The 17,267-nt window shown below is 66.1% G+C and carries 23 protein-coding genes, 1 pseudogene and 1 riboswitch; of the genes and pseudogenes, 10 read left to right on the top strand and 14 right to left on the bottom strand.

All coding sequences use genetic code 11. The features are described 5' to 3' along the window. Together MLGJGCBP_RS52090 and MLGJGCBP_RS28170 are read right to left on the bottom strand one after the other, a co-directional pair. Positions 1-262: pseudogene (locus MLGJGCBP_RS52090) on the bottom strand (helix-turn-helix domain-containing protein); the annotation flags it as partial. A gap of 58 nt (positions 263-320) precedes the next feature. Next, entirely contained in the window at positions 321-1,076 is a 756-nt protein-coding gene (locus MLGJGCBP_RS28170) for an alpha/beta fold hydrolase (protein WP_160099609.1), read from the bottom strand. Positions 1,077-1,108: 32 nt separating this feature from the next. On the opposite strand from MLGJGCBP_RS28170, the gene MLGJGCBP_RS28165 reads away from it, so the two are divergent. From MLGJGCBP_RS28165 to MLGJGCBP_RS28155, 3 genes are all read left to right on the top strand, one after another. Then, positions 1,109-1,423 (top strand): antibiotic biosynthesis monooxygenase family protein, encoded by a 315-nt coding sequence (locus tag MLGJGCBP_RS28165; protein ID WP_087559747.1) that lies wholly within the window; start codon positions 1,109-1,111, stop codon positions 1,421-1,423. Positions 1,424-1,473: 50 nt separating this feature from the next. Continuing rightward, a riboswitch (cobalamin riboswitch) is annotated at positions 1,474-1,606 on the top strand. A gap of 23 nt (positions 1,607-1,629) precedes the next feature. Beyond that, the gene (locus MLGJGCBP_RS28160) at positions 1,630-1,824 is read left to right on the top strand and encodes a CbtB domain-containing protein (protein WP_005244930.1); all 195 of its coding nucleotides are present in this window, start codon (positions 1,630-1,632) and stop codon (positions 1,822-1,824) included. Beyond that, entirely contained in the window at positions 1,815-2,609 is a 795-nt protein-coding gene (locus MLGJGCBP_RS28155; protein ID WP_160099607.1) for a CbtA family protein, read from the top strand. The genes MLGJGCBP_RS28160 and MLGJGCBP_RS28155 overlap by 10 nt, the downstream gene beginning before the upstream one ends. A 14-nt stretch (positions 2,610-2,623) precedes the next feature. On the opposite strand, the gene MLGJGCBP_RS28150 is transcribed toward MLGJGCBP_RS28155, so the two are convergent. After that, positions 2,624-3,565, bottom strand: a complete 942-nt coding sequence (locus MLGJGCBP_RS28150) for a DUF5996 family protein (RefSeq protein WP_160099605.1) — start codon at positions 3,563-3,565, stop codon at positions 2,624-2,626. 72 nt (positions 3,566-3,637) lie between these two features. On the opposite strand from MLGJGCBP_RS28150, the gene MLGJGCBP_RS28145 reads away from it, so the two are divergent. Next, entirely contained in the window at positions 3,638-3,793 is a 156-nt protein-coding gene (locus MLGJGCBP_RS28145) for a hypothetical protein (RefSeq protein ID WP_201453219.1), read from the top strand. On the opposite strand, the gene MLGJGCBP_RS28140 is transcribed toward MLGJGCBP_RS28145, so the two are convergent. Then, on the bottom strand, positions 3,790-4,455 hold the full coding sequence (locus MLGJGCBP_RS28140) for a DsbA family oxidoreductase (protein ID WP_160099601.1): 666 nt from the start codon (positions 4,453-4,455) through the stop codon (positions 3,790-3,792). The two genes, MLGJGCBP_RS28145 and MLGJGCBP_RS28140, sit on opposite strands and share 4 nt — an antisense overlap. A gap of 236 nt (positions 4,456-4,691) precedes the next feature. Between MLGJGCBP_RS28140 and MLGJGCBP_RS28135 the strand changes: the two genes are divergently transcribed. Genes MLGJGCBP_RS28135 through MLGJGCBP_RS28115 form a run of 5 tightly spaced genes read left to right on the top strand, consistent with a single transcriptional unit; the run spans position 4,692 to position 6,666 of the window. Continuing rightward, on the top strand, positions 4,692-4,886 hold the full coding sequence (locus MLGJGCBP_RS28135) for a CbtB domain-containing protein (RefSeq protein ID WP_087559752.1): 195 nt from the start codon (positions 4,692-4,694) through the stop codon (positions 4,884-4,886). Between the two features lie 22 nt (positions 4,887-4,908). Continuing rightward, positions 4,909-5,352, top strand: a complete 444-nt coding sequence (locus MLGJGCBP_RS53805; protein WP_087559753.1) for an SH3-like domain-containing protein — start codon at positions 4,909-4,911, stop codon at positions 5,350-5,352. Then, positions 5,349-5,648 carry an SH3-like domain-containing protein gene (locus MLGJGCBP_RS53800; RefSeq protein WP_087559754.1) on the top strand — a complete coding sequence of 100 codons (300 nt, stop codon included), beginning with the start codon at positions 5,349-5,351 and terminating at the stop codon, positions 5,646-5,648. The genes MLGJGCBP_RS53805 and MLGJGCBP_RS53800 overlap by 4 nt, the downstream gene beginning before the upstream one ends. Beyond that, positions 5,645-6,334 carry a thiocyanate hydrolase subunit gamma gene (gene scnC, locus MLGJGCBP_RS28120; RefSeq protein ID WP_160099599.1) on the top strand — a complete coding sequence of 230 codons (690 nt, stop codon included), beginning with the start codon at positions 5,645-5,647 and terminating at the stop codon, positions 6,332-6,334. Before MLGJGCBP_RS53800 ends, scnC begins: the two co-directional genes overlap by 4 nt. Then, positions 6,331-6,666, top strand: coding sequence for an SH3-like domain-containing protein (locus MLGJGCBP_RS28115; protein ID WP_160099597.1), 336 nt, complete (start codon positions 6,331-6,333; stop codon positions 6,664-6,666). Before scnC ends, MLGJGCBP_RS28115 begins: the two co-directional genes overlap by 4 nt. A 7-nt stretch (positions 6,667-6,673) precedes the next feature. Here the strand turns inward: MLGJGCBP_RS28115 and MLGJGCBP_RS28110 are convergent, their stop codons facing one another. Both MLGJGCBP_RS28110 and MLGJGCBP_RS28105 read right to left on the bottom strand, forming a co-directional pair. Continuing rightward, positions 6,674-7,111, bottom strand: a complete 438-nt coding sequence (locus MLGJGCBP_RS28110; protein WP_160099595.1) for an OsmC family protein — start codon at positions 7,109-7,111, stop codon at positions 6,674-6,676. A gap of 39 nt (positions 7,112-7,150) precedes the next feature. Then, the gene (locus tag MLGJGCBP_RS28105; protein WP_160099593.1) at positions 7,151-8,101 is read right to left on the bottom strand and encodes a helix-turn-helix transcriptional regulator; all 951 of its coding nucleotides are present in this window, start codon (positions 8,099-8,101) and stop codon (positions 7,151-7,153) included. A gap of 61 nt (positions 8,102-8,162) precedes the next feature. On the opposite strand from MLGJGCBP_RS28105, the gene MLGJGCBP_RS28100 reads away from it, so the two are divergent. Continuing rightward, positions 8,163-8,744 carry a TIGR03086 family metal-binding protein gene (locus MLGJGCBP_RS28100; RefSeq protein ID WP_160099591.1) on the top strand — a complete coding sequence of 194 codons (582 nt, stop codon included), beginning with the start codon at positions 8,163-8,165 and terminating at the stop codon, positions 8,742-8,744. 69 nt (positions 8,745-8,813) lie between these two features. Here the strand turns inward: MLGJGCBP_RS28100 and MLGJGCBP_RS28095 are convergent, their stop codons facing one another. The 8 genes from MLGJGCBP_RS28095 to panD all read right to left on the bottom strand — a co-directional run bounded on the left by MLGJGCBP_RS28095 (position 8,814) and on the right by panD (position 17,265). Next, complete coding sequence (locus MLGJGCBP_RS28095) at positions 8,814-11,351, bottom strand: ATP-dependent Clp protease ATP-binding subunit (protein WP_160099589.1); 2,538 nt, start codon at positions 11,349-11,351, stop codon at positions 8,814-8,816. A gap of 484 nt (positions 11,352-11,835) precedes the next feature. Beyond that, on the bottom strand, positions 11,836-12,771 hold the full coding sequence (locus MLGJGCBP_RS28090; RefSeq protein WP_160099587.1) for an esterase/lipase family protein: 936 nt from the start codon (positions 12,769-12,771) through the stop codon (positions 11,836-11,838). 100 nt (positions 12,772-12,871) lie between these two features. Next, on the bottom strand, positions 12,872-13,222 hold the full coding sequence (locus MLGJGCBP_RS28085) for a histone-like nucleoid-structuring protein Lsr2 (RefSeq protein WP_087559761.1): 351 nt from the start codon (positions 13,220-13,222) through the stop codon (positions 12,872-12,874). Between the two features lie 135 nt (positions 13,223-13,357). After that, positions 13,358-14,869 carry a lysine--tRNA ligase gene (lysS, locus tag MLGJGCBP_RS28080; protein WP_087559762.1) on the bottom strand — a complete coding sequence of 504 codons (1,512 nt, stop codon included), beginning with the start codon at positions 14,867-14,869 and terminating at the stop codon, positions 13,358-13,360. A gap of 55 nt (positions 14,870-14,924) precedes the next feature. Beyond that, positions 14,925-15,347, bottom strand: a complete 423-nt coding sequence (locus MLGJGCBP_RS28075) for a rhodanese-like domain-containing protein (RefSeq protein ID WP_087559763.1) — start codon at positions 15,345-15,347, stop codon at positions 14,925-14,927. Beyond that, entirely contained in the window at positions 15,344-15,877 is a 534-nt protein-coding gene (locus MLGJGCBP_RS28070) for a cysteine dioxygenase (protein WP_087559764.1), read from the bottom strand. Before MLGJGCBP_RS28070 ends, MLGJGCBP_RS28075 begins: the two co-directional genes overlap by 4 nt. 122 nt (positions 15,878-15,999) lie before the next feature. Then, positions 16,000-16,815: a type III pantothenate kinase gene (locus MLGJGCBP_RS28065; protein WP_087559765.1), complete on the bottom strand. Its 816-nt coding sequence runs from the start codon at positions 16,813-16,815 to the stop codon at positions 16,000-16,002. A gap of 3 nt (positions 16,816-16,818) precedes the next feature. Then, positions 16,819-17,265: an aspartate 1-decarboxylase gene (gene panD / locus MLGJGCBP_RS28060; protein WP_087559766.1), complete on the bottom strand. Its 447-nt coding sequence runs from the start codon at positions 17,263-17,265 to the stop codon at positions 16,819-16,821. Positions 17,266-17,267 lie beyond the last annotated feature (2 nt).

Below are 17,267 nucleotides of genomic sequence, written 5' to 3'. Positions count from 1 at the left end.
CGGCCGGGTAATGCCCAGCAGTTCCGCGGCCTCCTGCGTCGTCAACACCGTCCGATGCGGCTCCACCGTCACCGCCTCCCCCATCCAGAGCCGTGACCGCGTCGACGAGCAACCCCCGGACACTGTCCGGCAGCGGCGCCGAACCCTCCGAGGTCGAGATCGTCACATCTTCCTGACCAGCGAGAACATACTTCAAGGCGGTGAGGAGTTCGCGATCGTCGGGGCCCGGCGGCAACACCGTGTGGTTCATCGAAGCGGCCATACCTCAACCCTGAAACGAAAAAAACGAACACAATGCCCGGCGCAGCGGACAGCGGCTCTCAGCCGAGCCCGTCGAGGAACTCCTCGACCACTTTCCGGTACTGCTCCGGCTGGTCGTCGTGGACGAGGTGCCCGGCCTGCGCGATGCGGGCGTATTCGGCGCCGGGGTGCCGCTCCGCCATGGTCCGCATCTGGCCGTCGGGGGTGATGGTGAACTCCCCCTCGATCAGCAGGGCCGGAACGGTGACCGACGCCCACTGGTCCCAGAAATGCCGGTCGCCCCACTCCGCCGAGATGTCGCGGAACGTGTCGACGTCGCCGTGCAGGTACCAGCCGTCGGCGCGCTTCTCGAACGAATCCAGGAAGTACTGTCCGGCAACCGGACCGAAGAACTCGAACAGGTCCTCCCGGGTCGCGAACGGCTGCGGCCAGTTCGAGATCATCGCCGCCCAGTCGTCGGCGGTGCGGCCGCGGAAGTCGGGGGCCATGTCTTCGAGGACGAGCGCCGACACCTTCTCGGGATGCTCCGCCGCCAGGCACCAGGCGTGCAGGGCGCCCATCGAATGGCCGATCACCACCCACGGCCCGGCGAAGGGCGCGAGCGCCGCGGACAGGTCGGCGACGAACGCTTCCGTCGTCAACCGCGACGGCGCGGGCCTGCCGTGGCCTGCGGCGTCGAACGTGAAGACGTGGCCGTGCCCGCGCAGCCACGGCACGTGCCGTCCCCACGTCCGGGCACTGCCCATCAGCCCGTGCAGCAGCAGAATCGGCTGTCCCGTCCCACCCTCGTCGTGCAACGCACTATCACCCGCCACCACTCCGACGCTAGCGGAGTAACCTCGCCCGCATGGCAGTGGTGAAGATCAACGCAATCGAAATCCCCGAGGGCGCGGGCCCCGAACTCGAGAAGCGCTTCGCGGCGCGCGCACACGCCGTGGAGAACTCTCCCGGCTTCCTCGGCTTCCAGCTCCTGCGTCCGGTGCAGGGCGAGAACCGCTACTTCGTCGTTACGCAGTGGGAGAGCGAAGAGGCATTCGCGGCGTGGCGCGACGGTCCGGCCCGGGAAGCACACGCGGGTGAGCGGAAGAAGCCGGTGGCGTCCGGGGCGTCGCTGCTCGAGTTCGAGGTCGTACTCGACGTCACGGCGGCGAACAAGAGCTGAGCGGCAGGGGCGGGCCGAGGATTGACACGACGGCCCGCCGGGTGCAAAAGTTCGCAAGACAATGCGATGGTTCGGCAGGAATCCGGTGCAATCCCGGAGCGGTCGCGCCACTGTAAATCGGAGTAGTCCTTCACGGGAACCACCTCGACAGCCAGATACTGCGGCCATCGCCTGGACCTAGGGGACGCGAAATCCCAGGAGGAACTATGGCACTCGCATACGCACCCGGCTCGTCGGTCGACACGACCCGCCTCGCCGTCATCTCTTTCGCGATCGTTCTGTTCGCGATGCTCGCTCTCTACCTCGTGGGATTCGACCAGGGCGCGATCTCGCGCAGTGGCATGTACATGCATGAATTGATGCATGACGGCCGCCACCTCCTGGGTCTGCCATGCCACTGACCGATTCCTTCACGAAACTCCTCATCCGCGGTCTGCTGGCCGGCCTGATCGCAGGCATCCTGGCCGGTGGCGTCGCATTCGTTCTCGGTGAGTCGCACATCGACGCGGCCATCGCGATCGAGGAATCGCACAGCGCCGCCGAACCCGAAGGCCACTCGCACGACGCCACCCAGGCGGACGAGCCTGCCGGGCACTCGCACGACGAAGAAGACGCACTGGTCAGCCGCGATGGGCAGCGCTTCGGGCTGTTCCTCGCCACGTCCCTCGCGGGACTGGCACTGGGAGCGATCTTCGCCGTCGTCGCGAATTACGCACGTCGGGTGACGACGCTGTCGGGACCGTTGCTCGGTCTGAGCCTGGCCGCCTTCGGCTGGTTGGCAATCGAAGCGGTGCCGTTCTTCAAGTACCCCGCCAACCCGCCCGCCGTCGGAGACCCCGAGACGATCAACCAGCGCACCTGGCTGTGGCTTGCCGCAGTCGCGCTGGGCCTGCTCGCCGTGGCGGCGTCCGTCTTCGCGGCGAAGGCCGTCGCCGCACAGGAGTTCCTGTCGGTGCGGATCGCGGCGCCGGTTGTCGCGTTCCTCGTGGTGGCGACCATCGGATACCTCGTGTTGCCCACGATCAACGAGGTCGGCGACGATTTCCCCGCTGTGCTGCTGTGGCACTTCCGGCTGTCGTCCCTCGCGACGCAGGCCACGCTGTGGCTGGTTCTCGGACTCGTGTTCGCGTTTCTCACGGAGCGTGCGACCCGGGCCACGGCGCCCGCGCGCGCGAACGCCGCCTGACCCATCGGCACGGGTCAGCGGGAGTCGTCCCAACGGGCCGGGTCCGCCTCCAGGGCGGCCCGGTCCCAGCCACCCCGCTCGGCGGCCGCGTCGTACGTGCTGTGCAGGAACCTCAGCAGAGCCGCATCGGGATCGTCCGCGGTGCGGACGGTCTCGTACGGCAGCAGGAACTGCCGGAACTCCGCGCTGTAGAACGCGCCGTCCGGCCCCACCGGGTAGTCGGCGAAGCCGTCCGGTTCCGGATAGGCGTACGCGTAGAACGCGCCTTCGACACCGCCGCCGGGCCAGAATCCGCAGCTGCTCAGCTCGTGTGAGTAGCCTTCGACCATCACCCAGTCGCCGCAGTTCGGCGCTCCGCCAGGGTGAGTCGGCGCACTTCGACCGGAGAACCGGGTACAGGCCAGGTCGAGCGCGCCCCAGAAGAAGTGCACGGGACTGACCTTCCCGATGAAATGGGCGCGGAATTCGTGCAGCACACGATCCGCCTGCACGAGCTGCCGCCAGAACCGGTGCACAGACTCACCGTCGTACGAGCAGTGCTGCGTGTCCTCCGCGAACGGGACAGCCGTCTCCACCTCGTTGGGCCTGGCCAGGATGGTCGTCGTCACGCCCAGTTCGGCCAGCGTGTCCATCGTCTCCGCATAGAAATCGGCCACCGACTTCGGTTCGAGCGCAACCGTCCCGGTGCCGCCCGTGCTCGTGCGGATCACCAGCCGATGGTCGACGAAGTCGAATTCGATGTCGAAACATTCGGTGCCGTACGGGACGGTCGACGTGGTGAGACCGCGGGGGCTCACGTACAGCGGCACCTGCCACCAGTGGTTGATCAACGGCGCGTGGGCCAGGCGGATCTTCCCGACGATCTGCGTCCACATGTGCAGGGTGTCCCTCGTCGACGTCCACTCGTCCACCTTCAACGCCGGCCATGCATGTCCGGATCGTGTCTGCGCGCGCACAGTGCCTCCCTGCCGACGACGTGCTTTTCAATGTGCTCCCCGCCCGGGGTGATGGCAAGGTGCCGCACCTGGATGACGGCAGGCAACGACCCGACGTCCGCCGTCTCCGGTCTGACGCTCGACGTCGCGGTGATCGCGATCGCCCGGCTCACGCACCTCGTGGCGGTGATCGCCGCACTGGCGCTCATGTTCCGGGCCGACGCCAACCGGTACTTCACGCGCCGCTAGTCGACCGGCACGGCGCTCGCCTGCGTCAGAAGCTGCAGGAACACGTCCTTCGGCTGCGCACCGGACACGGCGATCCTGCGGTTGGCGACGAAGAACGGCACGCCCGACACCTGCAGCGCACGAGCGGTGTCGATATCGGCCCGGACGGCGTCCGCACCGGCACCGGAATCGAGTTCGGCGCGCACGGTGTCGGCGTCGAGCCCGGCCCGCGCCGCGATGTCGACGAGCACCTCGCGGTCGTCGATCACGGCGCCTTCACCGAAGTGGGCGCGGAACAGTCCCTCCACCACGGCATCTCGCTTGTCGCCGGCGAGGTGGATCAACCGGTGCGCGTCGAAGGTGTTGGCGGCGACGACCGTGTCGAAGTCCAGTTGCAGACCCTCGTCGGCCGCCGTCTGCGCGACGTGCCCGAACATCTGACGGACCTGTTCCGCCGACAGCCCCTTGCTCTCCACCAGGGCGTCGAGTTCGGTGCGCCGCTCCCCGACCGGTGTGTCCGGTGACAGCTGGTACGACCGCCACGTCACGTTCACCCGGTCGCGCCCCTCGAACTCCTCCAGGGCCGACAGGAAGCGGCGCTTGCCGATGTAGCACCAGGGACAGGCCACGTCGGACCAGATCTCGATCTCGATGTCACCGTCGTGCTTCTGCTGTGTCGTCACAGTTCAGTGGAACAGATCGGTGCCGGTTTCTGTTCCGCTCGTTTCCCCGCGGAGATTGTCTTGGTTCGCCGTGGTGCATTTACTCACGCCGAATTCGACCGAACGGTACGGTGAGGGTGTCGACACGGCGAGAGTAACGTCGTTTCGATCGTGCCGCTGAACGAGGGGCGCTCGTCGCGATGCCCGGACAATCGACGGCCGATGGTTGCGGAACCCGAACTCCTCCAGGAGTAGCCATGGTTTACGTCTCTTCACCGAGCAAGTCCGTCGAATCAGCCGGAATCGTGCTGATCGCCGTCGGAGTCGTCCTGCTCGCACTGCTCACCCTCTACCTGGTCGGCTTCGACCAGGGTGCGATCTCCCGAAGTGGCATGTACCTGCACGAATTGATGCACGACGGCCGCCATCTCCTGGGAGTTCCCTGTCACTAGTTCCACCCCTACGGAGCACGCGATGAACTCTCCAGCAGAATTCGAAGCTCAGGCGAACCGAGTGGCGGGGTACGCCCCCCTCCATCACGAAGAGATGGATTCGCCGTACTACCTGACCAATTCCGCGTTCGACGCGTTGCGACACGTGCTGCACGACGTCGGCGGCCAGCCCGCCCTCCCTGTCGCGTACGAGGAGAAGGTCGAAGAGGACTGGGAGATGAGCACGTACGTCACGTGCGAATGCCTCGGGTGGCGCGGGGTGTGGAACTCGGAGGAACGCCGCCGAGCCGAGAACGATCTGGGTGCCACGCTCTACTTCGGGTTGCCGTACTACGCACGGTGGATCACGGTGGCCGCCAAGACACTCATCAACAAGGGCCTGATCACGCCGGACGAACTCTCCGCCAAGATCGACGAAGTGCGGGCCCGGACCGTCGGCGGAACAGCGACCGGAGGCCGGTCATGACGAAATTCCAGATCGGCGACCGCGTCACCGTCAAGGACGCGACGTCGATGTTCCACACCCGCACGCAGGCATTCATCCGCGGGCACACCGGCGTCGTCGTCGAACACCGCCCGGAGTGGGTCATCCCCGAGGACGAGGCATGGGGACGAGTGGACGACGGCCGGACCGAGCCGTTCTACGTCGTCCGCTTCCAGCAGACCGACCTCTGGCCCCGCTACACCGGATACGAGATCGACACCTTGGAAACCGAGTGCTCCGAGCGCTGGCTCGAGCCGGCAGGAGAGGCCGACACATGACGCATTCACACGACGATCACGCCCCGATCCAGGCCTCGGACGAGGTCAGCGAATTCGAGATCCTGGAAACCGCCATCCGGGAACTGTCCATCGAACACGGCCTGTTCTCCCGCGAGGATCACCGGCGCTTCTCGGAATGGGCCGAATCGGTAGGGCCATCCGGTGGTTCGAGGCTGGTCGCGAAGGCGTGGGTGGACCCGGAGTTCAAGAAGCGCCTGCTGGCCGACGGCACCGAGACCTGCAAGGAAGTGGGCATCGACTGGCGCGACCCCACCGGGTCGGGCACGCCGAGCGACTACACGTACTTCTACGTGCTGGAGAACACCCCGAAAGTGCACAACGTCATCGTCTGCACGTTGTGTTCGTGCTACCCGCGGCCCGTCCTCGGCATGTCGCCGGACTGGTACCGCACCCCCAACTATCGCCGCCGCCTGGTGCGCTGGCCCCGCGAGGTGATCGCGGAATTCGGACTGCACTTCCCGTCGGACGTCGAAGTGCGCGTGCATGATTCGAATCAGAAATCGCGATTCATGGTGATGCCGATGCGCCCCGAGGGCACCGAGGGGTGGAGCGAGGAACAACTGGCATCGATCATCACCCGCGACACCATGATCGGCGTCGCCGTCCCACAGGTCGACTGGACGGCGACCACACCACCCTCGGACAACGGAGGAGCCGCACGATGATGGCGGAAAAGGGCTACGACGTCATCCTGAACACGTTGACGCCGGAAACAACTCGCGAAGACGTCACGCTCCCGGATCTCGACCGCAAGCCCGACCCGTGGGAATCGAGCATGCAGGCCACCGCGGAATGCCTGTCCTGGCGTGGCGCCTGGGACAATCTCGACAGGCGCCACACCGAGGACCAGCTGGGCGAAACCATCTACCGCGACTTCCCCGTCCGCTCCCGGTCCGTCGTCGCCACCGCGCACGCGCTGATGGACAAGGGCGTCATCAGCCCGGACGAACTCCAGGCGAAGATGGAGGAAGTGCGCGAACGGTTCAACCGTCGGTAGCCGGCACTCAGGATTCGAGTGCCGCGTCCAACGTGATCTCGACGCCGGTGAGCGCCTTGCTCACCGGGCACGACTCCTTCGCGGCCTGAGCAGCCTTGGCGAAGCCGTCGGCGTCGAGCCCGTCGACCTCACCGCGGACCGTCAACTTGATGCCGGTGAGCTTGAAACCCGGGTTGTCCGGCCCGAGTGAGACATCGGCCTTCACCTCGAGGCTCTGCGGGGTTCCGCCTGCCTCCGCGATGAGGGCGGACAGCTGCATCGCGTAGCAGGAGGAATGCGCCGCCGCGATCAGCTCCTCCGGGCTGGTGGTTCCACCCGCCTCCTCCGCCGCGCGCTTCGGGAACGAGATGTCGAAGGTCGCGACACCGGAACTGGTGAGTTCCACCTGGCCGCTTCCCTGTTCGAGTGATCCGTTCCAAGCGGTCCGTGCGGTACGTGTCGGCATGCCACATCCTCTCGTGGTTCTTCGGTTTACGTGTCGAACCTACTCGTACCTGGCGCACATGCGCAGCGCCCGGGAACGCAGGGCGGCTCGTAGATCGTCCGGCGCCAGCACTTCGGCGTCCTCGCCGAGCGACCACAGAACGCCGCTCGCATGGGAGTCGTCGCCGAACACCACTTCCATGCGCACCCGGTCGCCGTCGGCCTGCTGCTCGGAGCGGACGGCGAACGCGCGCTCCGCCAGAACGTCGCGGCGCTCCCGATGGACGAGAACGTCGACCGCCACCGGTGTTCCACGTGCCCGGAACGCCGAACGGCGACGCTCCCAGATCGCGGCGAGATCGATGTCGGCCGGTCGCTGCACCGGTTCGTCGAGTTCGCGGACGTCCTCGATCCGCTCGAGCCGGTACGTCCGGTCGCGGCCGGCGTCCGTCGCCACCAGGTACCACCGTCCGCCCGCGTGAATGAGACCCTGCGGGTCGATGACGCGCCACGCCGCCTGGTTGCCCCGCGACGGGTAGAGGATGCTCAGGCGCCTGCCCACGAACACCGCCTGCTGGATCAGCCCGAGGTGGTCGTCGGCCGGTTCCGGATCGGTCAGCCACGAGCCCTGGGTGACGAACACCCGCTCCGCCACCTTCGTCGCCGCGGCCCGGTGCGCGTCCGGCATCGCCGCGACCACCTTCCGCATCGCCGACGCGAACGCCGGGGCCATGCCCAGCGACTCCGAGGTCACCGCGGAACCGGCGGCCAGCAGCGCCTTCGCCTCGTCGACGGTCAGGCCCGTGAGGTCGGTGGTGAATCCCGGGAGCAAATCGAAACCGCCGTCGCGGCCGCGTTCGGCGTACACCGGGATCCCCGCCGTCGACAAACTGTCGATGTCGCGCAGCACGGTGCGCGGCGACACCTCGAGTTCACGGGCCAGCGCCGAAGCCGACATCCGGCCGCGGTTGCGGAGCAGGAGGACGAGGGAGAGCAGACGGTCGGCGCGCATGCCGAAAGTCTGTCAGAAATACACGACAGAAGATGTCATGTATTGCAGCGATAGTTGCCTCATGACAAACACGACAGACCCCCGGCCCCTGTACCGCGAAGCCCTCACCTGGACCACCGGCCTCATCGACAACGTCCGCAAGGACCAGTTGACGGCATCCACCCCGTGCGCCGACTTCGACGTCCGCACCATGCTCGGCCACCTCGTCGCCACCGTGGAACGTGCCCGCGTGATCGGAGAGGGCGGCGACCCGGGCACTATTCCACTCGTCGTCGCCGACATCGACGACGAAAGCTACGCGGACGCCTACCGGTCCGCCGCCGACCGTATGTGGCCCGTCTGGACCGACGACAGCCGACTCGACGCGACGGTGACCGCGCCGTGGGGAACGGTCCCCGGCCGCGCCGCGATCTGGGGCTACATCAACGAGACGCTCGTGCACGGCTGGGACCTGGCGGTCGCCACCGGCCAGCCCTCCGAAACCCGCCCCGAACTCGCCGAGGCCATGCTCGCCGTCGCACAGCGCGCGATCCCGGCGGAACCACGCGGCGGGCACGTGCCGTTCGCGGACGTCGTCGACCCGCTCCCCACCGCGGGCCCCACCGAACGCCTCGCCAACTGGTCGGGACGCAAGAGCGTCTGACCCCGCACACACGAGAAGGGCCGCCGGTGGAAAACCACCGGCGGCCCTTCTCGTTCGACTACTGCGCGACTACTCCGAGTCGGCTGCGCCCGACTTGGCCAGGTCGACCGGAACCTCGTCGGGAACCGTGACCGGCTTCGCCTCGCCGCGGAACGTGAACTTCGCGTCCTCGCCCGCGCCTTCGCCGTCCCAGTTCTCGACGTCGACGTACACGATCTGACCGGGGCCGACCTCGCCGAAGAGGATCTTCTCCGACAGCTGGTCCTCGATCTCGCGCTGGATGGTGCGACGCAGCGGCCGCGCACCCAGGACCGGATCGAAACCACGCTTGGCCAGCAGCGACTTCGCCTTCTCGGTGACCTCCATCGTCATGTCCTTGTTCTTCAAGGCCACCTCGACGCGCGCAACCATCAGGTCCACCATCTGAACGATCTGCTCGGTGGTGAGCTGGTGGAACACGACGATGTCGTCGATGCGGTTGAGGAACTCGGGACGGAAGTGCTTCTTCAGCTCGTCGTGGACCTTGAGCTTCATCCGCTCGTAGTTCGACTCGTCGCCCTTACCGGACGTGAAGCCGAGACCCACGGCCTTGGAGATGTCCGACGTGCCGAGGTTCGAGGTGAAGATGAGCACCGTGTTCTTGAAGTCCACGGTCCGGCCCTGACCGTCGGTGAGACGGCCGTCTTCGAGCACCTGCAGGAGGGTGTTGTAGATCTCCTGGTGTGCCTTCTCGATCTCGTCGAACAGCACCACGCTGAACGGCTTGCGGCGCACCTTCTCGGTGAGCTGGCCGCCCTCTTCGTAGCCGACGTAGCCGGGAGGGGCACCGAACAGCCGCGACGCGGTGAACCGGTCGTGGAACTCACCCATGTCGATCTGGATGAGTGCGTCGTCCTCGCCGAACAGGAAGTTGGCGAGCGACTTGGCCAGCTCGGTCTTACCGACACCGGACGGGCCGGCGAAGATGAACGAACCGGACGGACGCTTCGGGTCCTTCAGGCCTGCACGGGTACGACGGATGGCCTTGGCGACAGCCTTGACCGCGTCTTCCTGACCGATGATCCGCTTGTGCAGCTCCTCCTCCATGCGGAGCAGACGGGTGGTCTCCTCCTCGGTGAGCTTGAACACGGGGATACCGGTCCAGTTACCCAGGACCTCGGCGATCTGCTCGTCGTCGACCTCGGCGATGACGTCCAGGTCACCGGAACGCCACTGCTTCTCCCGCTCCGCGCGCTGAGCGACGAGGGTCTTCTCCTTGTCGCGCAGGTTCGCGGCCTTCTCGAAGTCCTGCGCGTCGATCGCGGACTCCTTCTCGCGGCGGGCGTCGGCGATCTTGTCGTCGAACTCGCGGAGGTCCGGCGGTGCGGTCATCCGGCGGATGCGCATCCGCGCTCCGGCCTCGTCGATGAGGTCGATGGCCTTGTCCGGCAGGAAGCGGTCGTTGATGTAGCGATCGGCCAGGGTGGCCGCGGCGACCAGTGCACCGTCCGTGATGGACACGCGGTGGTGCGCCTCGTAACGGTCGCGCAGACCCTTGAGGATCTCGATGGTGTGCTCCACCGTCGGCTCGCCGACCTGCACCGGCTGGAAGCGGCGCTCGAGTGCGGCGTCCTTCTCGATGTACTTGCGGTACTCGTCGAGGGTGGTCGCACCGATGGTCTGCAGCTCACCGCGGGCGAGCTTCGGCTTGAGGATCGAGGCCGCGTCGATGGCGCCCTCGGCCGCGCCGGCACCCACGAGGGTGTGCAGCTCGTCGATGAACAGGATGATGTCGCCGCGGGTGTTGATCTCCTTGAGGACCTTCTTCAGGCGCTCTTCGAAGTCACCGCGGTAACGGCTGCCTGCCACGAGCGACCCGAGGTCGAGCGTGTACAGCTGCTTGTCCTTGAGCGTCTCGGGGACCTCGCCGTTGACGATGGCCTGAGCGAGACCTTCGACGACGGCGGTCTTACCGACACCGGGCTCACCGATCAGCACGGGGTTGTTCTTGGTACGCCGCGACAGCACCTGCATGACGCGCTCGATTTCCTTCGAGCGGCCGATGACGGGGTCGAGTTTGCCTTCGAGGGCCGCCTGGGTGAGGTTGCGACCGAACTGGTCGAGCACCAGCGACGTGGACGGGGTGCCCGCCTCGCCGCGAGTGCCGCCGGACTCGGCAGGCTCCTTGCCCTGGTAACCGGAAAGCAGCTGGATGACCTGCTGACGGACCCGGTTGAGATCGGCGCCGAGCTTCACCAGAACCTGCGCTGCGACACCTTCACCCTCGCGGATGAGGCCGAGCAGGATGTGCTCCGTACCGATGTAGTTGTGTCCGAGCTGCAGTGCCTCGCGCAGGCTGAGCTCCAGGACTTTTTTGGCACGCGGGGTGAAGGGGATGTGGCCGGACGGGGCCTGCTGGCCCTGGCCGATGATCTCCTCGACCTGGCTGCGCACTCCTTCGAGGGAGATGCCCAACGACTCCAGCGACTTGGCAGCCACACCTTCGCCCTCGTGAATGAGGCCGAGGAGGATGTGCTCCGTACCGATGTAGTTGTGGTTGAGCATCCTGGCTTCTTCTTGAGCCAGGACAACAACGCGCCGTGCGCGATCGGTGAACCTCTCGAACATCGCTCTCCCTCACACTTTCCGACGTGCAGTCACGAGACCGGGTGTCTCGTCCCTGTTCGCCGCGTTTCGCTCCGGCACTACAAACAGATCGCCAGCGCCTGCTCCGAGGGCAGAAGCCCCGAACCGACGTAGGTTCCACGACCCCAGCTATTACTCTAGTTGGCTGCCGATCGACCTGCTGCCCCTCCACCCCTTTAGGTGGGCGAGCACGCCTGCTTATTCGTATTTAACGCCCCAGCTCCGGCAATCGTTTCCCCTTCGCTGTACGCCTGGAGCGAACAGGTCCGGCGGTGCCCGGTAGGCATCCGGTCGACAGAGGCCGCCGGCCCGCTCCTCGAAGGGGCGAGACCTGCGTATCCGGACAGGGTATGTCGACGAGCTGTGAGTTCGCCACCCATTCCTTGCCGCCGGCGTCCGCGGCGTTACCCAGCGGGTTGCTCCGGCCTCCCCCGGTAACTGGCGACGCGATGGATCTCGCGGAGGCCTACCCCGCGACAGGGGCGACGAAACGGCACGGCACCTCACGCGGGTGGCCGCTGTCCAGCGCGTTCAGTACGAACCCGGCGGCGCGTGCCGAACCGGCGACGGCGACGTGGTCGGAATAGTCCTGCTCACACCCGTCCTGGACGACGATGTTGGTGGTGTCCGGCCCCGGCTCGAGGCCGCTGGTGTACGGGACGACCAGTTCGTCGTAGCGGGTGACGATGTTCGTGTACTCGATCCCGGGTTCGTAGACCCCGCCCGCGCGCATGCGGTCGACGAACTTCGACCCCTGGAGCATCTCGGGACACGCCTGGCAGACGGGGAAACCAGCCGCCACCGCGTCGTCGACGCCGAGTGAACGCAGGAACCGCCCGGCACTGATCCGATCGTTTCCGTACGTGCCCTGCCACGGCGGGGCGAGCGACACGATCTTCGCGACCTTGTCCGCACCCCCGAAGAACTTCACGTAGTTGTTCGCCTGCAGGGTGCCCTGGGAATGTCCCACCAGGTCGACCTTCGCGGCGCCCGTGCTCGCCAGCACCCGATCGACGAACGCGGCGATCTGAGCGGTGCCGGTGTCGATGGGCGTCATTCCGCCGATCGCGTCGAGCGGCCACGGCAGGTCGGGGAAGTTGCCGTAGGTGAGGGAGTACACGCAGTAGCCCTCGTTGGCGAGCAGCGGCGCGTACACCGCCCAGTTGGTCTGGCGCGCGCCTCCCGTCCCGTGGACGAGGACCACCGGTTCGGGATGCGCGTCACTCGGCCGGCAGGACCAGTCGTTCGAGCCCGGGGCCGAACCGTCCGGATTTCCCAATTCGAGGGGAACTCCGGCGAGGAACGAATCCGGCACCGGATAGGCAGGCGCTGCGGACGCCACCCCGGCCCACATCACGAAAGCCAGGAACAGAATCCCCGAAATGGACACACAGCGGCGCACAGCTACCCCCCAGACTCCCCGAATGTCGGATCAGAGCGGGACGGTAACAGTCCAGGTCGCGTTGCGGAGCGAATCAGTGAATTCTGTTCCCAGCTAACTTTCAGTTCGCCTTGTTGTAGGCCTCGATAATTTCGGCGGAGATACGGCCGCGCGCAGAAACCTTTTTGTTGTTCTTGCGCGCCCATTCCCGGATAGCGGCGCTCTGTTCCCGATCGACCGAAACTCGGGACTTCGCGACAGCCGGGGCCGCCACCGCTTTGCCGCGCTTGCGCGAGCTCACCTTGCGCGCGTGGGAAACCCACACGTCGAGCTGCTCACGCAATTTCGCCGCATTCTCCGAGGAAAGGTCGATCTCGTACTGAACACCGTCGAGTCCGAACTCGACCGTCTCGTCGGCAGACGCCTCTTGATCGACATCGTCGATCAGGGTGACAGTGACCTTCTTAGCCATGGGATGAAATTCCTCTCGAATGAAGCGACGTCTCATCGTCAACGTGAGCTACGACCCGAGGTAACCATACCCCTGTTCTTCCGATTCGGAATACGAGGAATGGATCGAATTTAACCGCGAATTCACCCCCGCGAATCAGCGAGAAGAAGGCCGAACAATGGGAAAGAGGATTGTTTCGCGGATTCCCAATCCCGTCAAAGCCATGAGCAGACGGTCGATTCCCATTCCGGTACCGGTGGTCGGCGGCATTCCCTGCTCCATTGCGGCGAGGAATTCTTCGTCGAGGGCCATCGCCTCGTCGTCGCCGGCCGACGCGAGTCGCGCCTGATCGACGAACCGCTCACGCTGAATGACCGGATCGACCAATTCCGAATAGCCCGTGGCCAACTCGAACCCACGGATGTAGAGGTCCCACTTCTCGGTCACCCCGGCCTTGCTGCGGTGGTCACGCGTCAGCGGTGACGTCTCGACCGGGAAATCACGGACGAAAGTCGGCTCGAACAACTGGTCGCCGCACTGGTGCTCCCACAGTTCCTCGACCAGCTTCCCGTGCCCGTAACCCTTGTCCTTCGGGACTTCGAGGCCCACCTTCTCGGCGAGAGCCAGCAATTCCTCGACAGTGGTATCCGGAGTGACCTCGACACCGATCGCCTGCGACAGCGACGGATACATCTCGAGGGTCTTCCATTCACCGCTGAGATCGTATTCGGTGCCGTCGGCAAGAGTGACGACCTGCGAACCGAAAGCGGCCTGCGCCACGTCCTGAACGAGTTCGCGGATCATGACCGCCGAATCGTCATACGTGCCGTAAGCCTCGTACGTCTCGAGCATCGCGAATTCCGGCGAGTGCGTCGAGTCGACGCCCTCGTTACGGAAATTCCGGTTGATCTCGAAAACCTTCTCGATACCGCCGACGACGCACCGCTTCAGGAACAGTTCGGGCGCGATTCGGAGATACAGGTCGATGTCGAGGGCATTGGAATGCGTGATGAAGGGACGGGCCGCCGCGCCGCCCGCGACCGTCTGCAGCATCGGCGTCTCGACCTCGAGGAACCCGCGACGCTCGAGCGCGTTCCGGAGTTCACGAACAACCGCCACACGCTTACGCGCATTGTCCCGCGCCTCGGGGCGCACGATCAGATCGGCGTAACGCTGCCGGACCCGGGACTCCTCGTTCATCTCCTTGTGCGCAACGGGCAGGGGCCGGAGCGACTTGGACGCGATCTGCCACGAATCGGCCATCACGCTCAGCTCACCGCGACGGGAGCTGATCACCTCACCGTGCACGAACACGAAGTCGCCGAGGTCGACATCGGCCTTCCACGACGCGAGCGCATCCTCACCGACGGCGGCGAGACTGATCATCGCCTGCAGCTGGGTGCCGTCGCCTTCCTGCAGCGTCGCGAAGCACAACTTGCCCGTGTTGCGCACGAAGATCACCCGGCCGACGACACCGACTTGGTCGCCCGTGGCGGTGTCGGGCTCGAGTTCCGGATACTTGGCGCGGATCTCCGCCAGCGAGTGGGTGCGCGCCACCGACACCGGGTATGCCTCGCGTCCCTCCGCGAGAATGCGCTCACGCTTCTCCTGGCGGATCCGAAGCTGCTCGGGGGTGTCGTCGACTGGCTGGGCTGCTACTTCACTCACGGGTCACCAGCCTAATCGACAGCCGGTCGTGCCCCTATTCAGAGGTCAGCGTTCATCAGTGCGCCGAGACGGTGGCCAACTCCCGCACGCAGTGCTGCGTCGCGATGAGCGACCCCAGCAGTCCCGCCGCCTTGATCGCTTTGTACCCGCCGACGAGGTCGGTCGCCTTGTGCAGACCCAGCTCCTGCAGGGCCGCGGCGGCCAGGCTCGACGTGTAGCCCTCGGAGCAGACGATGATCCACTCGACGTCGTGGTCCACCGCCAGCGCCAGGTGCGCCGAGCTGGTGGGATCGCAGCGCCACTCGAGGACGTTGCGTTCGATGGCGAGCGCGCCGGGCAGCGTTCCCTCGATCGCGCGCTGTGCCTGCGGGCGGATGTCCACGACGATCGCGCCACGCGCCACGGCGTCGGGCAGCTCGAACGCATACATCCGGTCGATCTTGGTGCGGGCTTCTTCGAGCATCTGGTCGATGTTCACTTCGAACCGCCCTCGGGGAGATCGGTGAGCTCGGTCCGGGTACGGCGCAGCGTGCCGTGATCGGTCACCTCGTAGTAGGACATGGCCGACAGTGGTGGCGAGTAGGCGTGCACACTCAGCGTCGGCGTCACCACCTCCGCCCCGGGTGCGTCGGGCGCCCGCACCACGTCGTGGACCCAGCCGAGCGGGAACGAGGCCTGATCGCCGGCGCCGAGGGTGCGATGACGCAGTTGATCACCGGCCCAACGGAACTCGGACAGCGCGCCACTGAGAACGGTGAGCGCACCGAAAGAACCTGCGTGGTCGTGTAATTCGGTGTTCCGGTCGGGAACCCAGCTGATCAGCCAGACATCGACGTCGTCGTCCGAGTAAAGCCGTGTCGACCAGCGCTCGTCGGTGGGCCAGCCCTGCGGGAGCAGGGCGTCGTGGCGGCCGTCGAGGACCTCGGAAGCACCCTGATCGGTGATGCGCAGCAGGTCAGCCGGGCGAAGACGGGTGGGTACAGATGCAGAAGAATACGTTGCGAGCACGAGAGAGACTCCCAGAAGTGTGAATTGGTCAAGGCAGCGTTCAGCCTCGACAACACTCCTGAGCACTCGTGCAGAGATTCACGGGGACCATTCTGACATAACTTCCGGAAAGAGGGAACCCTTCAGTCGAGCGGGCTGCGGCGCGCTCCCCGGCGAGCCTGATTCCGCTCGTACACCAGGCGCAGCCCTTCGAGTGTGAGATCCGGTTCGTGCTCGTCGACGGTCTCCGTCTCGGGCATGATCAGCGGCGCCAGGTCACCGGTCGCGATCACCACCACGTCGGAACCGGAGAAGGCGGTCAGTTCCTTGCGCACCCGGCGCACCAGTCCGTCGACGAGTCCGGCGAAACCGAACACCGCACCCGACTGCATGCATTCGACGGTGTTCTTGCCGACGACGGAGCGGGGCCGCACCAGTTCGACCTTGCGCAGCGCCGCCGACTGCGACGCGAGTGCGTCCGAGGAGATCTCGAGGCCGGGCGCGATGGCGCCGCCGAGGAACTCACCCTTGGCGGACACGACGTCGACGCACGTGGACGTCCCGAAGTCGACCACGATGCACGGCGCGTCGTAGAGGTGATGCGCCGCAAGGCTGTTCACGATCCGGTCGGCGCCGACCTCCTTGGGGTTGTCGACGAGCAGCGGAACACCGGTTCGCACCCCGGGTTCCACCAGCACGTGCGGGACGTGCCCCCAGTACCGCGTCAGCATCACGCGGATCTCCCTGAGCACCGACGGCACCGTCGACAGCGCGGACACACCGGTGATCTGATCGGTGTGTGCGCCGAGGAGCCCGCGGAAGATGAGCGCCAGTTCGTCGGCCGTCATCCTCGCGTCGGTGCGCATCCGCCAGTCCTGCACCAACTTCGAATGTTCACCGGTACCGGTGAACAGTCCGAGAACGATGTTCGTGTTCCGGACGTCGACGGTGAGGAGCACGGGTTACACCAAACTGGATTCGCGCTCGGCGTCGAGCGTCGACAGCATGCGCGGGGTGATCAGGCCGGAGCCCTCCGGCGCGTGCGCCGGGTCGGCACCGAGTTCGACCGGCGAGTTGGCGGCGTCGACGAACACTACGCGCGGCTCGTAGTCGCGCACCTCCTGCTCGTTCATGACGCCGTAGGCGATGAGGATGACGAGGTCGCCGGGCTTGACGAGATGCGCTGCCGCACCGTTGATCCCGATGACGCCGCTTCCCCGCTCGCCGGCGATGACATAGGTTTCGAGCCGCGCGCCGTTGTCGATGTCGACGATGCACACCTGCTCGCCCTCGAGGAGGTCGGCGGCATCCATCAGATCCTGGTCGACCGTCACCGAGCCCACGTAGTGCAGGTCGGCGTGTGTGACGGTGGCGCGATGGATCTTCGACTTCATCATGGTGCGAAACATGT

Source organism: Rhodococcus sp. T7, from assembly GCF_009872365.1.
Taxonomy (GTDB): domain Bacteria; phylum Actinomycetota; class Actinomycetes; order Mycobacteriales; family Mycobacteriaceae; genus Rhodococcus_F.
This window is presented reverse-complemented; position numbering and strand designations above follow the sequence as displayed.

Excerpts from the sequence above, each read along its gene's own strand:
- MLGJGCBP_RS28165 (WP_087559747.1), top strand. The coding sequence starts at position 1,109 with ATGGCAGTGGTGAAGATCAACGCAATCGAAATCCCCGAGGGCGCGGGC.
- MLGJGCBP_RS28160 (WP_005244930.1), top strand. The coding sequence starts at position 1,630 with ATGGCACTCGCATACGCACCCGGCTCGTCGGTCGACACGACCCGCCTC.
- MLGJGCBP_RS28155 (WP_160099607.1), top strand. The coding sequence starts at position 1,815 with ATGCCACTGACCGATTCCTTCACGAAACTCCTCATCCGCGGTCTGCTG.
- MLGJGCBP_RS28145 (WP_201453219.1), top strand. The coding sequence starts at position 3,638 with ATGACGGCAGGCAACGACCCGACGTCCGCCGTCTCCGGTCTGACGCTC.
- MLGJGCBP_RS28135 (WP_087559752.1), top strand. The coding sequence starts at position 4,692 with ATGGTTTACGTCTCTTCACCGAGCAAGTCCGTCGAATCAGCCGGAATC.
- MLGJGCBP_RS53805 (WP_087559753.1), top strand. The coding sequence starts at position 4,909 with ATGAACTCTCCAGCAGAATTCGAAGCTCAGGCGAACCGAGTGGCGGGG.
- MLGJGCBP_RS53800 (WP_087559754.1), top strand. The coding sequence starts at position 5,349 with ATGACGAAATTCCAGATCGGCGACCGCGTCACCGTCAAGGACGCGACG.
- scnC (WP_160099599.1), top strand. The coding sequence starts at position 5,645 with ATGACGCATTCACACGACGATCACGCCCCGATCCAGGCCTCGGACGAG.
- MLGJGCBP_RS28115 (WP_160099597.1), top strand. The coding sequence starts at position 6,331 with ATGATGGCGGAAAAGGGCTACGACGTCATCCTGAACACGTTGACGCCG.
- MLGJGCBP_RS28110 (WP_160099595.1), bottom strand. The coding sequence starts at position 7,111 with ATGCCGACACGTACCGCACGGACCGCTTGGAACGGATCACTCGAACAG.
- MLGJGCBP_RS28105 (WP_160099593.1), bottom strand. The coding sequence starts at position 8,101 with ATGCGCGCCGACCGTCTGCTCTCCCTCGTCCTCCTGCTCCGCAACCGC.
- MLGJGCBP_RS28100 (WP_160099591.1), top strand. The coding sequence starts at position 8,163 with ATGACAAACACGACAGACCCCCGGCCCCTGTACCGCGAAGCCCTCACC.
- MLGJGCBP_RS28095 (WP_160099589.1), bottom strand. The coding sequence starts at position 11,351 with ATGTTCGAGAGGTTCACCGATCGCGCACGGCGCGTTGTTGTCCTGGCT.
- MLGJGCBP_RS28085 (WP_087559761.1), bottom strand. The coding sequence starts at position 13,222 with ATGGCTAAGAAGGTCACTGTCACCCTGATCGACGATGTCGATCAAGAG.
- panD (WP_087559766.1), bottom strand. The coding sequence starts at position 17,265 with ATGTTTCGCACCATGATGAAGTCGAAGATCCATCGCGCCACCGTCACA.